This is a genomic window from Aliihoeflea sp. 40Bstr573, from assembly GCF_024105655.1.
In the GTDB taxonomy this organism is placed as follows: Bacteria; Pseudomonadota; Alphaproteobacteria; order Rhizobiales; family Rhizobiaceae; genus Aliihoeflea.
This window is the reverse complement of the sequence record NZ_JAAAMH010000001.1, coordinates 330,607-344,118: the sequence shown is the minus strand read 5'-3', so window position 1 is coordinate 344,118 and position 13,512 is coordinate 330,607. Positions and strand designations below refer to the sequence as shown.

The window sequence follows — 13,512 nt, the reverse complement described above, 5'->3', positions numbered from 1 at the left end:
AGCGGATGCGGGAATTTTACACGATCACCGAGCTCACGCGCGAGTTCGGCGTATCGACCCGCACCTTGCGGTTCTACGAGGACGAGGGGCTGGTCATGCCCGTGCGACGGGGACGCACGCGCCTGTTCCGCCCTGCCGATCGCCACCTCATCAAGCAGATCATGCGCGGCAAGCGCCTCGGCTTCTCGATCAACGAGATCCGCGAGATCATCCAGATGTACCGCGAGCCGCCCGGCGAGGTGGGTCAGCTCAAGCTGATGATCAAGCGCATCGAGGAAAAGCGCGAGGATCTGCGCCAGAAGCGCCGTGACCTCGAGGAAACGCTGTCGGAACTCGACGGTGCCGAGGAAGCTTGCGTCGAGCGTCTCGCCGAGCTGGGCGTCAATACCTGATCAGAACCACCTGCGAACCCGCTTTGCATAGTCGCGATAGGCTTTTCCGAAGCGCCGGTCGAGATGCCGTTCTTCCGGGCGGATCGCGATGAAGCTGATTGCGATGCCCGCCGCGAAGCCGGCGAGGATGAACCAGGCATTGTGCGTGACGAGCGCGAGCCCGATGAGGATGGTCACGCCGCCGAGATAGATCGGATTGCGGCTGATCGCGAACGGACCGTCTGTCACGAGGCGCTGTGCCGAAGAGGTCGGTGCGACCGGCGTCCCGGTCTTGCGGAACCGCGTGATCGCGAGCACGACGAGCGTCGCCCCGCCGACGATTATCAGCGCGCCAACGCCGGCGAGGAACTCGGCGAACGGCCCGCGCAGCCAGGGCAACGGTATGACGCTTCCCAGAATGATGGCCAGCGCCACGGCCGACACGAGGATGACCGGCGGCCAGGGAAAACGCATCGGCGGTTGATCGATCGTCGTCATTCGGCTTCTCCTGGCATTTCCATATCGGTTGCGATCGAGCATTGCGCGGCGACGTCGCTGAGCCACGCCGTCGTGCCCTGGCTCGGTGCGCCAGTGTAAATCTCTGCCGCGCGCGCGTCGCCATCGATTTGAGCGACCACGCAGCCGCAATAGGCTTCGCAAAAAGCGCCATCGCGGGTCTCGACGCACTGTGCCTCGCAGGCTCGCTGGAAGCCGACGCGTGGCTCCTCGGCTAGAGGTGGCACGATGAGCGAAGCGAGAAAGATCAGGCCGATCAGGATCGGCTGATGCAGTAGGTAGACGACCAGGCTGTGCTGTCCGGCAAATTGCAGCGGCTTGGTCCAGCCGGGCAGGGATTTGCTGGCCGCCCGTTCCGTCCAGCCTGAAGCGCGCGCGACCTGCGCCGTCGCCATCCCGAGGAGGACGGCACCGAACCATGGAAACAGCGGCACGAAATCGTTGGATCGCGGATTGACCGGGGCGAGGCCCGTCCAGGCGAGCGCCATTGCGTTGAAAACGTCGCTGCGCCACAGCACCGGCAGAGCGATCACGCCTGCCGCGATGACGACAATTGCCACGGCCGGCAGGCGTAGGAACAAAAGGCCGACGATGCTCGCCAGCGCAATGTGATGCAAGATTCCGAAGAAGATGAATGAGTCGGGCGTCGCGAAATAGGTGACGATCGTGATCGCCACTGCGGCCCCGCCTACCTGCAGCATCCGCCACCAGAAGGGACGCCAGCGCACCCCGCGCACATGGGCGAGAAACAGGCTGAAGCCGACGAGAAACAGGAAGGACGAGGCGATCGAGCGCGCAAAAATCCGCCACCCGCCGACAGCGGTCATGCCGGGCGTCGCATAGCCGAAGAATTCAAGGTCCCATGCGAAATGGTAGATCGCCATCGCGACCAGCGCAAAGCCGCGCGCCGCGTCGATCAGTTCGATCCGGGATTTGTTTTTGGGCGGGCTGTGCACTAGGTCGGTCATTGAAGAATCTCGTTGTTACAAGTCGGTAGCATGAAACCGACCGGCACGGCCAAGCAGAAGGATGGACGGAGCGATGCACAGAATCGAAGCGAATGGCGCAAGCATCCCGGCCCTCGGCCTTGGCACGTGGACTTTGAAAGGCGAAGTCTGTGCCGATCTCGTCGCCCATGCGCTCGGCATCGGCTACCGCCATCTCGATACCGCCGCCAGCTATGGCAACGAGATGGATGTTGGCGAGGGCCTGCGCCGCTCGGGTCTTGCGCGGGACGAGGTTTTCGTCACCACCAAGGTTTGGTGGACCGATCTGGCGGCAAACGATTTCCGCCGCTCAGCCGAAAAGAGCCTCGAGCGCTTGAAGCTCGATCAGGTCGACCTTCTTCTCATCCACTGGCCCAATCCGAAGATTCCGCTCGCCGAGACGATCGAGGCGCTGAACAAGGCTCGCGCAGATGGCCTGACCCGCCATGTCGGCGTCTCGAATTTTCCGACCGGGCTCCTTGCCGAAGCACTCGCGCTTTCCGATGCGCCGCTCGTCGCCAATCAGGTCGAGCATCATCCTTATCTCGACCAGGCGAAGGTGTACGCCGCGTGTCGCAAGGCCGGCATGGCGATGACCTCGTATTGTCCACTGGCCCGTGGTGGCGACCTTTTTGCGGAACGAGCGGTCGTCGATGCGGCGAAGGCACATGGCAAGACGCCGGGCCAGATTGTCCTGCGTTGGCACGTCCAGCAGGACGGTGTCGTCGCGATCCCGCGCACGACGCGGAAGGAACGGCTCGCCGAGAATTTCGACATGTTCGATTTCGCGCTCACCGATGGTGAAATGGCAGCGATCAGCGCACTCGGCGTGAAGAACGCGCGCATCTGCGGCTACGATTTCTCGCCGGAATGGGACGCCGCCTGAGCCGGGCTCAACCCGCTCCTTGGTCCAGACGAAATTGCGTCACGTCATGCCGGTTTCCTCATAACCGTTCGATCTGCGCCGCCGCATAGCTCGTCTTCCATGAAGGAGGGGGCGCATGGTCGCGCAGGTCCGGCATCCGATCTGGCTTCCTGCAGCGCGCGCGCCCGGCGCGCGTACCTTTGCAATCCTGTTCACTCTGGAATCGTTCGCCCGCGCCTCGGTCGCCAGCGTCATCCCGATCCAGGCTTACGAACTTCTGCGCAGCGAGCAGTCCGTTTCGCTGACCTACACGGTCGTCGCGCTTCTCGGCCTGTCGGCAACCATCCTGATGCCGCTGGCGATCCAGCGTTTTGCGCGCCGCCGCGTCTATACTGCCGGCGTCCTGCTTCTCGGACTTGGCTCGCTCTGCCTCGTCACGGGAACGCTTGCGGGCCAGCTCGGCGGCATGCTGGCGCGGGTCATCGGCGCGTCGGCGCTGTCGATCACGCTCAACCTCTACATCATGGATCACATTCGCAAGACACAGTTCATTCAGTCGGAATCGCTGCGCATGGCCTGGTCCACCATCGCATGGATGTGCGGTCCCACGCTCGGCGTCACCCTCTATTCGCAGTTCGGCCTCTGGGCGGCGCATGGAGCCGTCGCGATTTTCGCCGCGATCCTGCTCTGCTTCTTCTGGTATTTTCGTCTGTCCGACAATATTGCGATCCGGCCCGGCAAGACCAAGCCGGCCAATCCGCTTGCCAATATCGGCCGTTTTCTCGCCCAGCCGCGGCTGAGGCTCGCGTGGTTCATCGCGTTTGGCCGCTCCTGTTTCTGGACGAGCTTCTTTGTCTACGCGCCGCTCCTGATGGTCGTAACGGGGCAGGGCAGCCTCGCCGGCGGGCTGATCGTCTCGGCCGGAAATGCGCTCCTGTTCACCGCGCTGTTGTGGGGGCGACTTGGCGCCAGATTCGGCGCGCGCCGTACCATGGCGGTGGCGTTTGCCGGAATGGCCGTCGGGCTGACCGTCACGGCCGCTGCAGGCGAAGCCTCGCCCTGGGTCGCCGGCGCGTTCCTGCTCGTCACGGCGTTTTTCGGCGTGGCGCTCGACGCTCTGGGCTCCGTCGTCTTCATGCGCGCTGTCCGCAGCCATGAACGCGCTCAGATGACGGCCGTCTATCGCACCTATCTCGACCTGTCGGAACTGATGCCGCCGCTGGTCTATTCCATAGTCCTGATCTTCTTTGGCCTCGGCGGCGTCTTCGCCTCGCTCGCGATCTTGATGGCCGTCTGCGCGGTGGTGACGTGGCATTACCTGCCACGTCGCATATGACCTACCGCCCGCGAATACGCGGATCGAGCGCGTCGCGTATGCCGTCGCCGATATAGTTCACCGAAAGCACCGTCAGCGAGATCGCCAGTCCAGGCCAGATGACGCGCGAGGGGTTGATCTGCATGAAGTTCACGCCGTCGAACAGCAGACGCCCCCATGTCGGGAAGTCGGACGGGAAACCGAGACCGAGAAAGCTCAGAGCGGACTCGGTGATGATTGCCGTCGCGATACCGAGTGTTGCCGATACCATGATCGGCGACAGTACGTTCGGCAGGATGTGCCGCGTGATGATGCGACGCTCGCGCGTGCCGATGCTCTTGGCCGCCAGCACGAACTCCTGCTCCTTCACCGAGAGGACTGCTCCGCGCACGATGCGCGCCGTCTGCATCCAGCTCGTGATGCCGATGACGAACACGATCAGCATGAAGATGCCCGTCTCCGGCCCGAACGAGCGCCGCAGCGTGTCGCGGAAAAGCATGATGATGACCAGCAGCAGCGGCAGAAGCGGCAGCGCCAGAAAGAGGTCCGTCAGCCGCATCAGCGGCCCTTCCAGCTTCTTGAAGTAGCCGGCCAGCACCCCGATCGTGGTGCCCACGAAAAGCGACAGGAGCATCGCGGTGACCCCGACCGAAAGTGAGGTCCGTCCTCCGGCCAGGATTTGCGCGAAGGTGTCGCGGCCCAGATTGTCCGTCCCCATCGGATGGGCAAGCGAAATGCCGGCATTGCGCTCGCGCACGTTCAGTGCCGATGGGTCGACGCCGTGAATATAGGGCCCGAAGACCACGAGGAAGATGATCGTCAGGAACACGATCGCGCCCATGACGCCGCCTTTGTGCTGGCGGAACTGGCGCCAGACGTCAGCGGTCAACGTGCTTTGCTTGCGCGGCTCGGCGGCGACGGGCGAGCCCGGCGCGGGCGGGATGACCTTTTCGGGTGCCACTGAGACCTGATCAATCATAGCGAATTCTCGGGTCCAGAATGCCGTAAAGGATGTCGGCGATCAGGTTGCACAGGATGATGAGCACCGCGAAGATGAAGGTCAGCGTCTGGACGAGCGGAATGTCCGCGCCTTGAATCGCGATGATCAAGAGTTGGCCAAGCCCGTTCACCCGGAAAATCTGCTCGGTGATGATCGCTCCGGAGAAGATCGTCGGAATGCCGAGCGCGATGACGGTCACGACCGGGATTAGGCTGTTGCGCAGCACGTGGACCAGAAGAACGACTCTTTCCTTCATGCCCTTGGCGCGCGCCGTGCGGACATAGTCCTGATTGAGGTTGTCGAGCATCGACGCGCGGACGAACCGGCTGAGTTGTGCCGCATTGTAGAGCGCCAGCACCATGACCGGCAGGATCATCTGGCGCACCTGTACCCAGAAGCTGTCCCAGCCAGTCACGCGGTGCGTTGTGTCGTAGATCGAGGGGAACCAGCCCAGATAGACCGAGAAGACGACGATCAGCACAACGCCGGTGAAGAAGGTGGGGACCGAAAAGCCGACCATCGAGACGAAGGTGCCGATCTGGTCGAACCAGGAATACTGCCGGTAGGCCGAGATGATGCCGACGGGAAGCGCAATCAGGATGCCGACGACATAGGACATGCCGACCACCCACAGGGTCTGGGGCATGCGTTCGACGATCAGGTCGACGACCGGGCTGCGGGTTGCCCAGGAGCGAATACGCACGCGCTCGGCCGAATTGCCGATCTCGATTCCGAATGCCTGTTCAATGAAGTTGAGCGGCTCGGCAATGAAGAACTGCTGCAGCCACTTCAGATAGCGGATGTGGAACGGCTCGCCGAGGCCGAGCGACATGCGGATCTGCTCGCGCACCTCCGGCGGAATCGTCAGCGGCAGATTGCCGGTCGGATCATTGGGCGCAAGGTCGAGCAGCGCGAAGATGATGAAGCTGATGACGAACAATGTCGGCACCGCGAACATCAGGCGCCTCAGCGTGTAGTGAAACATATGGCTGAACTCCGGCCGTCGCGGTCAGCCGCGCGGCTTTGCCCCATACCCGCGAAAGGGCATCCGCATGGGTCGCATGCGGATGCCGGATTCGGGTTTACTCAGCGCGGGTCCAGTCGGCCGCGTTCCACAGTTCGGAGTCCCACGAATTCATCAGGACGCCGTTCAGCGTCATCGACTTCGCGGAAACGTCGCCCCGGTGGACGAGCGGCAGATGCGCACCCTCATTGGTGAGGATGTCGTTCATCTGGATGGCGAGGGCCTGGCGCTCCTCGAGCGGAGCGGTCTCGCCCATCTTCGCGACCAGCGCGTCATATTCCTCCGAGCAGAAGCGGGGGATATTGGCACCGAGCCAGCCGTTCTGCGGCTTTGGAGCGTCGTCGCAGAGCCATTCGGCCATGTATTTCTCCGGGTCGGTCCCGTCGAAATTGTTGGTGTACATCAGAACGTCCGCATAAAATTTCTGGAACGTGTCCGGGCTTGCCGGATCGCCGCCGAAGAACACGGCCGCGTCGACGTTACGAAGTTCGGTTTCGACACCGATCTGCTGCCACATGTCCTTGACCAGCGCTTGCGTCGCCTGACGTACCGAGTTGGTCGAGGTCGAGTAGAGGATCGAGAGGCGCACGCCGTCCTTCTCGCGAATGCCGTCGCCACCCGGCATCCAGCCGGCTTCGTCCAGGAGGCGGTTGGCTTCCTCGATGTCCTGCGTCAGGCACCAGTCGACATTCTTCGATGCGTAGGCTTCCGGCGCCGGCAGGATGTTGCAGGTCGGACGACCCGTCTCGCCATAACCGGCCTCCACGATCAGTTCGCGGTCGAGCGCGATGGACAGCGCACGGCGAACGGCCGGGTCTGAAAGGAAAGGATGCGGTCCTGCCTCGACGGTCGAGCGGTCGGCACCCTTTTCAGGGCTCGGATCGGTCATGTTGAGGTTGATACGTTCGACCGAGGTGCCGAACGAGGAGATCAGTTCGCCGCGGCCGGCCGCTTCCATCTGCGCCAGGATTTCCGGTTCGACCTGCAGGTTCCAGGCATAGTCGAATTCGCCCGTCTCCATGACCGCGCGCGCTGCCGACGCCGCGTCGCCGCCACCCTTCAGCGTCACCGTCGCGAATGCGGGCTTGGCCGGATCGCGATAGTTCGGGTTGGCTTCGAGTTCGATCACGTCGTTGGCGGCAAAGCGCGTCACGACGAACGGGCCGGTGCCGATCGGGCCGAAATTGGCGTCCGTGCATTCGGGCGCGCGGGCACCGACGCAGTTTTCAAATTGTGCCTTCTGGATGATCGGCGACTGCGCACCGACGAACGGGCCGTATGGGTAGGGCTTGGCTATCGAGAAATTGACCTTGACCGTACGCTCGTCGACCGCCTCGACGCTTTCGACGTCGGTAAAGTTGGCGACCTGCTGGCAACCGCCATCTTCGGCCATGCAATATTCGGCGGTGAACTTGACGTCTTCCGCCGTCACCGGCGTGCCGTCCGACCACATCAGCCCTTCCGAAAGGACCCAGGTGACCGACTTCAAATCCTCCGAGACGCCGCCATTTTCGACCGTCGGAATCTCGTCGACGAGGGCAGGGACCATCTCACCCTTCTCGTTAAACTTCGCGAGCGGCTCGATGATCAGCGACGAGCCCTCGACGTCTTTCGTGCCACCCGAAAGGAACGGGTTGAGGATCGAAACAGCCTGCCAGTAAAGGATATTGAGGTGACCGTCGCTGCCGCGCTCGGCTTGGGCAGCGCCTGCCGTCATGGCAATGGCCGCTGCCGTTCCCGTCAGGAACGTCGTCAGTTTCTTCATTGCATTTCCCCTTGCGATATTATTGGTTTTGCTAGGTTATTCGCATCCGCGTTGGCTCCCATCCGCCACGGTGCGCCATGCTGGATTCCTATGTCGCGCTCGACGCCTCTCCTCCCTCGACTCGGTGACATGCAGCAAAACGGCCAGGCTGTACTTCGCGCCAGTCCGGTTCCTCGACCTGGCAGCGGTCGAAGACCTCCGGGCAGCGTGTGCAAAAGCGGCATCCGACCGGCGGGTTCGCCGGGTCTGGAATGTCGCCGGTCAGGATGATGCGGCGCCGGCTCGCCTCGATCTTCGGGTCGGGCACAGGCACGGCCGACAAAAGAGCCTTCGTGTAGGGATGCTTCGGGTCCGCGAACAGGGATTCCACATCCGCCAGCTCGACGATCTTGCCGAGATACATGACGGCGACGCGGTCCGCGATGTGCTTGACCATGGAAAGGTCGTGGCTGATGAACAGATAGGTCAGGCCGAGCTTGGCCTGCAGATCCTCGAGAAGATTCACCACCTGCGCTTGAATGGAAACGTCGAGCGCGGCGATCGGCTCGTCGCAGACGATGAATTCGGGATCGAGCGCAAGTGCCCGCGCGATGCCGATGCGCTGGCGTTGGCCACCGGAGAATTCATGCGGGTAGCGGTTGACGTAGTCCGGATTGAGCCCGACCGCATCGAGCAGCTCGCGTACTCGCGCCTTGCGGTCCCTGGCGTTCATGACGCCATGCTCGACCAGCGGTTCGGCTATGATCGCGCCCACCGTCATCCGCGGATTGAGCGATGCCTGAGGGTCCTGGAAGATCATCTGCATCCGCGGCCGTTGCCGGCGCAGCGCATCGCCTTCGAGCGAGGCGATGTCGGTCCCGTCGAACACGATCTTGCCGTCGCTCGCGCGGTAGAGCCGCAAGAGCGCGCGCCCCGTCGTCGATTTGCCGCAGCCGGATTCGCCGACAAGCCCCAGCGTCTCGCCCCTCCTGATCACGAAGGTCAGCCCGTCGACCGCCCGCACCGCGCCCGCCTTGCGGCGCAAAATGCCTTTGTGGATCGGGAAATGGACCTTGAGATTGTCGATCGAGACCAGCGTCTCGTCGCTTGGAACGTGGTGCGTCGGCCGTGCCATCGCGCCTTCAAGCGACATCGCGCACGCCTCCGGTTTCAGGGTTCCACCAGCACGCCGCACGATGATCGCCCTCCACGGCTATCAGTGGCGGGTTCTGTCTCAGGCACTTGTCGAACACGTGTTTGCAACGCGCGGAAAACGGACAAAAATCCGGCTGCTTGAGCAAGAGCGGCGGCTGCCCCGCGATCGAGCGCAGCTTTTCATGCGCCGCGTGCCGTCCGGGCAGGGACTCCAGCAGTGCGCGCGTATAGGGATGCTGCGGATCGTCGAAGAGATCTTCCACCGCCGCGTGCTCGACGATCTGCCCGCCATACATGACCACGATGCGATCGGCGATGCCCGCCGCTACGCCGAGGTCGTGGGTGATCCAGATGATCGCCATGCCGAGATTCTGGCGCAATTCCTTTATCAGTTCGAGGATCTGCGCCTGCACGGTCACGTCGAGCGCGGTCGTCGGCTCATCTGCGATCAGCACCTTCGGATCGCAGGCAAGCGCGATGGCGATGACGACGCGCTGGCGCATGCCGCCTGAAAACTGGTGCGGATAGTCGTCGATACGCTGGTCGGCGGCGGGAATGCCGACGAGTTCCAGAAGCTCGATCGCCCGCTCGCGTGCCTGCCTCTTCGACAATCCCATATGTTCGCGCAGCGGCTCCATGATCTGGAAGCCGACGGTGAACACCGGGTTGAGCGAGGTCATCGGGTCCTGGAAGACGAACCCGATGCGCGAGCCGCGCACCTGGCGGATCTGCGAAGCCTTCAGCTTGACGAGGTCCTGGCCCTGAAAGTTCACGCGGCCCGAAGCGATTTCGGCCGGAGGCATTGGCAAAAGCTGCATCAGCGACATCATCGCCACGCTCTTGCCCGAGCCGCTCTCGCCAACAACGGCGAGAAGTTCGCCTTCGTCCAGATGGAAGCTGATGCCGTTGACGGCGTGGACCACACCGTCCTGCGTGTGGAAGTGCGTGCGCAAATCGCGAACTTCGAGGACCTGGCTTATCGCATCTACTCACGAAACGGGCTGCTGGAAAGCGGCGGTTGCGGGCAATCGAAAAGTCGTCTTGCCCGCATGTGAGCATCGCGGCTCGCGCATTTCAAGCCGGTATTTGAGCAATTTTTCCGGTTGCGCGATATTTGATCATCTGTGCAGAAGTTTCAGACAGTTACCGGCTGTCTTACACGTTCCTTCCCACCGAATACGCGCAGGTAGCGCTCGATTTCGGCCGTATCGCCCGTTGCTTTTTCCGGATTGTCGGAAAGCTTGACGGCCGGGCGGCCGTTGACCGACGTCACCTTGCAGACGAGCGAAATCGCCTTCAGCGCTTCATTGCGTTCGGGCGCGCTATCGTGGAAGTCATTCGTCAGGTTCGTTCCCCAGCCGAACGCCATGCGCACGCGGCCGTCAAAATGCAGGTAGGCGCGCTCGATCGTGTCGACGTCCAGCCCGTCCGAAAAGATGATCAGCCGTTCCCGTGGATCGATGCCGCGCTCTTTCCACCAGCGGATGATGCGCTCGCCGCCCTCGATCGCCGGCGCGCTGTCGGGGCGGAACCCCGTCCACTGGCCAACCCAGTCCGGCGCGCCGCGCAGGAAAGACTCGGTCCCGAAGGCGTCGGGGAGAACGATGAGCAGGTTGCCGCCATAATAGCTTTGCCAGTCCTGCAGCACGCGATAGGGCGCGGTCTTCAGTTCGGCATCCGAATTCGCCATCGCCGCCAGCACCATCGGCAGTTCATGCGCGTTGGTGCCCAGGGCCTCCAGATCGGTGTCCATGGCCAGAAGCACGTTCGACGTGCCGGTGAAGGAGGGGCCGATACCCTCCTTCAACGCTTCGACGCACCAGCGCTGCCAAAGATGCGAGTGGCGCCGCCTTGTGCCGAAGTCGGAGATGCGCAGGTCGGGATAAGCGCGCAGCCGCTCGACCTTTTCCCAAACCCGCGCCTTGGCGCGTGCATAAGTCACGTCCAGCGCGAAGCGGCCCATCGATTTCAGCGCCGCGCGCGAACGCAACTCGTTGATGATCGCAAGCGCGGGAATTTCCCACATGGTCGTATCGTGCCAGCGCCCATGGAAGGTCAACTCGAACTGGCCGTCCTTGCGCGTCAGCTCATATTCAGGCAGCCGGAAATCGGCCAGCCAGCGCAAAAAGTCGTGCCGGAAGATCTGGCTCTTGCCATAGAAGGTGTTGCCGCCGAGCCAGATCATCTCCTTCTTCGAAAAGCGAAGCGAGCGCGCATGGTCGAGTTGCGCGCGCAATTCGCTTTCGTCGATCTCGTCGGCAAGGCGCACGGACTTCGTCCGGTTGATCAGCGTAAAGGTCGCGTCCACGTCAGGATAGACGCCCCGGATCATCTGCAGCATCAGGAGCTTGTAGAAGTCCGTGTCGAGCAGGCTGCGGATGATGGGATCGAGCTTCCAGGTGTGGTTGTAGACCCGGCGCGCGATATCGGTCTTGATCATGATGCGTGTCTTTTCCCTCGGCGCCTTTCGCGCCCCTTGGAAGGCCAGCACGAATGCGGGCCGAAAACAAGCTAAGGACGTTGGCCCAGATGAAGGTGCGCAGCGTAGAGGGAGATCGCGGCCGCATTCGACACGTTGAGCGAGCGGATTGCGCCCGGCATGTCGAGGCGGGCGAGGGCGGAAACGGTCTCGCGTGTCTTCTGGCGCAGCCCCTTGCCCTCCGCGCCGAGCACAAGCGCTATGCGTGTTCCGGAAAGCGTATCTTCCAGGACCTCCGGCCCGTCCGAATCGAGGCCCACGGTCTGGAAGCCGAGTTGGGTGAGTTCACCGAGCGCGTCGGCCAGATTGCGCACCTCGATATGGTCGATGTGCTCCAGCGCGCCGGAAGCCGACTTCGCCAGGACGCCCGATTCCTGCGGGCTGTGGCGGCCGGTCGTGATCAGCGCACCTGCCGAGAACGCAACGGCCGATCGCATGATCGCGCCGACATTGTGCGGGTCGGTCACCTGGTCAAGCACCAAAAGGAGCCGTGTGTCCTGCAACTCTCCGAGCCGCTTGGGCTTCAGCGGCAGGGCCTCGACGAGCGCGCCCTGGTGGACGGCATCGGAGCCGACGAGCTTGTCGATCTCGCGCGGCTCGACGATCTCGGCCGGATAGTTAAGGTCCAGTGGCTCTGCAAGTTCGAGCCGCGCCAGCGCGTTGCGCGTGACGAGGAGCCGCCGGATCGTGCGGCGCGGATTGTCGAGCGCGGCGCGCACGGTGTGGATGCCGTAAAGCCGCACGGAACCGTCCTGCGGTGGGGAGCCGGGCTCGATTGGCGCGCGCGGCCGGAAGACCGGACCTCCGGCCTTCTCGTCTCGAAACTTGCGGCGCAGCTTTGCGTAGTGGGTGTCCCGCGCGGTGCCGGCGGGAGGCGTCTTCTTCTCGCTCATGGTTCTCTATAGCGGCGGCGATTGCCGTTGGACATGGGGCGACGCAAGGTCATAGCGAATTTCTGGACAATTGGCTCGGCCGCGGTTGACAGCATTTCGCGGTGCCGCCATAAGGCCCATCGCGGATTTGGCTTGGATTTCGGTTCTGGCCCAGCCCGCAAGCCAAGCCTCGTTGCACGGCTCCGATGTGGTCTGACGGAGGGGTGTCCGAGTGGTTAAAGGAGACGGACTGTAAATCCGTTCGCTATGCGTACGCTGGTTCGAATCCAGCCCCCTCCACCACCGGCCCACATCGAAAGTTGTACCTCGCAAGAGGCGGGTATAGCTCAATGGTAGAGCAGCAGCCTTCCAAGCTGAATACGCGGGTTCGATTCCCGCTACCCGCTCCAGCAAGCCCCGATAGTGCCTGACCGCTCTGACCATCCACGTCAGCGCTTGTCCGCATCCTTGCCGGCGATGTTTACGCGCGGGCCAGGGGTCGGCCCTGTGGCTCATGGATGGAAAAATAGGCGAACGCTGCGATCGCCATGAAGGCGGGGATGCTCAGTTCGAGCACTTCCTCGAAGATGACCGAGGGGGCATGCAGTTCGGGCGCCGCGGTTATGCCTAAACCGGCAAGCTTGCGGATGCCGCCGTCCAATGTCTTGGACATCACACCGCTGGCGCCAGCGGCAGCAACAGCCACTGCGACGACGTCAAATCGGCGAAGGCCGGCGAAGAAGCCGCGTCCGTTCACCTGGATGAGCCGGTAGGCCGCAAGGCCGACAAGCAACAACACGCCAGCCCCGACCAGCTTTTCGCCGAGCTGCACGTCCGGCGATACGTAAAAGGATGTCTTGGTAATCGACATCGTTGTCAGCTTGGCGTGGAAATCGAGTTCGCGCAGGCACATAAGGATCGGAATCAGTACAAGGTGCCATCGCGAGGCCAGGAGGTCGGGTCGCGATTCACGAACAATGGTGGTCGCGACGATCAGGTAGAACGCGGCCGAGAAGACCTGGAGCGCGCCGCCCTCGCTGAGATATTCGGCATAGAAATGTTCGCCGATCCAGATCGGCAAAATTGCGAGAAAGACAATGCAGACTATCGTCAGCCCCATATAGGCAAAGTACCGATTGGGGCTGGGGACTTCCGCGGTCTCGATCCAGTTCGTGCTTGCCAATG

13 protein-coding genes and 2 tRNA genes are annotated in these 13,512 nt (G+C 62.8%); 5 read left to right on the top strand and 10 right to left on the bottom strand.

Annotation, left to right across the window (positions count from 1 at the left end; all coding sequences use genetic code 11):
- Positions 1 to 5 precede the first annotated feature (5 nt).
- Positions 6 to 392: a MerR family DNA-binding transcriptional regulator gene (locus tag GTK01_RS01645; RefSeq protein ID WP_252924105.1), complete on the top strand. Its 387-nt coding sequence runs from the start codon at positions 6 to 8 to the stop codon at positions 390 to 392.
- Here GTK01_RS01645 and GTK01_RS01640 read toward each other — a convergent pair whose 3' ends face one another.
- A complete protein-coding gene (locus tag GTK01_RS01640) occupies positions 393 to 869 on the bottom strand; it encodes an isoprenylcysteine carboxylmethyltransferase family protein (protein ID WP_252924104.1) in 477 nt (158 codons plus the stop codon). It abuts the gene before it with no gap.
- Entirely contained in the window at positions 866 to 1,855 is a 990-nt protein-coding gene (locus GTK01_RS01635) for a heparan-alpha-glucosaminide N-acetyltransferase (protein WP_252924103.1), read from the bottom strand. The genes GTK01_RS01640 and GTK01_RS01635 overlap by 4 nt, the downstream gene beginning before the upstream one ends.
- Before the next feature lie 73 nt (positions 1,856 to 1,928).
- Here GTK01_RS01635 and GTK01_RS01630 point away from each other — a divergent pair, with 73 nt between their 5' ends.
- Together GTK01_RS01630 and GTK01_RS01625 are read left to right on the top strand one after the other, a co-directional pair.
- Positions 1,929 to 2,759 carry an aldo/keto reductase gene (locus GTK01_RS01630; protein ID WP_252924102.1) on the top strand — a complete coding sequence of 277 codons (831 nt, stop codon included), beginning with the start codon at positions 1,929 to 1,931 and terminating at the stop codon, positions 2,757 to 2,759.
- A 115-nt stretch (positions 2,760 to 2,874) separates the two neighbouring features.
- Entirely contained in the window at positions 2,875 to 4,074 is a 1,200-nt protein-coding gene (locus GTK01_RS01625) for an MFS transporter (RefSeq protein ID WP_252924101.1), read from the top strand.
- A 1-nt stretch (position 4,075) separates the two neighbouring features.
- On the opposite strand, the gene GTK01_RS01620 is transcribed toward GTK01_RS01625, so the two are convergent.
- The 7 genes from GTK01_RS01620 to GTK01_RS01590 all read right to left on the bottom strand — a co-directional run bounded on the left by GTK01_RS01620 (position 4,076) and on the right by GTK01_RS01590 (position 12,348).
- On the bottom strand, positions 4,076 to 5,032 hold the full coding sequence (locus tag GTK01_RS01620) for an ABC transporter permease (RefSeq protein WP_252924100.1): 957 nt from the start codon (positions 5,030 to 5,032) through the stop codon (positions 4,076 to 4,078).
- Positions 5,025 to 6,038 carry an ABC transporter permease gene (locus tag GTK01_RS01615; RefSeq protein WP_252924099.1) on the bottom strand — a complete coding sequence of 338 codons (1,014 nt, stop codon included), beginning with the start codon at positions 6,036 to 6,038 and terminating at the stop codon, positions 5,025 to 5,027. The genes GTK01_RS01620 and GTK01_RS01615 overlap by 8 nt, the downstream gene beginning before the upstream one ends.
- Positions 6,039 to 6,135: 97 nt before the next feature.
- Positions 6,136 to 7,842, bottom strand: a complete 1,707-nt coding sequence (locus GTK01_RS01610) for a peptide ABC transporter substrate-binding protein (RefSeq protein WP_252924098.1) — start codon at positions 7,840 to 7,842, stop codon at positions 6,136 to 6,138.
- Between the two features lie 88 nt (positions 7,843 to 7,930).
- Complete coding sequence (locus GTK01_RS01605; protein ID WP_252924097.1) at positions 7,931 to 8,974, bottom strand: ABC transporter ATP-binding protein; 1,044 nt, start codon at positions 8,972 to 8,974, stop codon at positions 7,931 to 7,933.
- Complete coding sequence (locus GTK01_RS01600) at positions 8,964 to 9,929, bottom strand: ABC transporter ATP-binding protein (RefSeq protein ID WP_252924096.1); 966 nt, start codon at positions 9,927 to 9,929, stop codon at positions 8,964 to 8,966. The genes GTK01_RS01605 and GTK01_RS01600 overlap by 11 nt, the downstream gene beginning before the upstream one ends.
- A 182-nt stretch (positions 9,930 to 10,111) precedes the next feature.
- Positions 10,112 to 11,416, bottom strand: coding sequence for a nicotinate phosphoribosyltransferase (pncB, locus tag GTK01_RS01595; protein ID WP_252924095.1), 1,305 nt, complete (start codon positions 11,414 to 11,416; stop codon positions 10,112 to 10,114).
- A gap of 71 nt (positions 11,417 to 11,487) precedes the next feature.
- Positions 11,488 to 12,348 (bottom strand): RNA methyltransferase, encoded by an 861-nt coding sequence (locus tag GTK01_RS01590; protein WP_252924094.1) that lies wholly within the window; start codon positions 12,346 to 12,348, stop codon positions 11,488 to 11,490.
- Between the two features lie 197 nt (positions 12,349 to 12,545).
- Here GTK01_RS01590 and GTK01_RS01585 point away from each other — a divergent pair.
- Together GTK01_RS01585 and GTK01_RS01580 are read left to right on the top strand one after the other, a co-directional pair.
- A tRNA-Tyr gene (locus GTK01_RS01585) sits at positions 12,546 to 12,630 on the top strand.
- 33 nt (positions 12,631 to 12,663) lie between these two features.
- Positions 12,664 to 12,737 (top strand) — tRNA-Gly (locus GTK01_RS01580).
- A gap of 71 nt (positions 12,738 to 12,808) precedes the next feature.
- On the opposite strand, the gene GTK01_RS01575 is transcribed toward GTK01_RS01580, so the two are convergent.
- Positions 12,809 to 13,510, bottom strand: coding sequence for a hypothetical protein (locus GTK01_RS01575; protein WP_252924093.1), 702 nt, complete (start codon positions 13,508 to 13,510; stop codon positions 12,809 to 12,811).
- Positions 13,511 to 13,512: the final 2 nt, after the last annotated feature.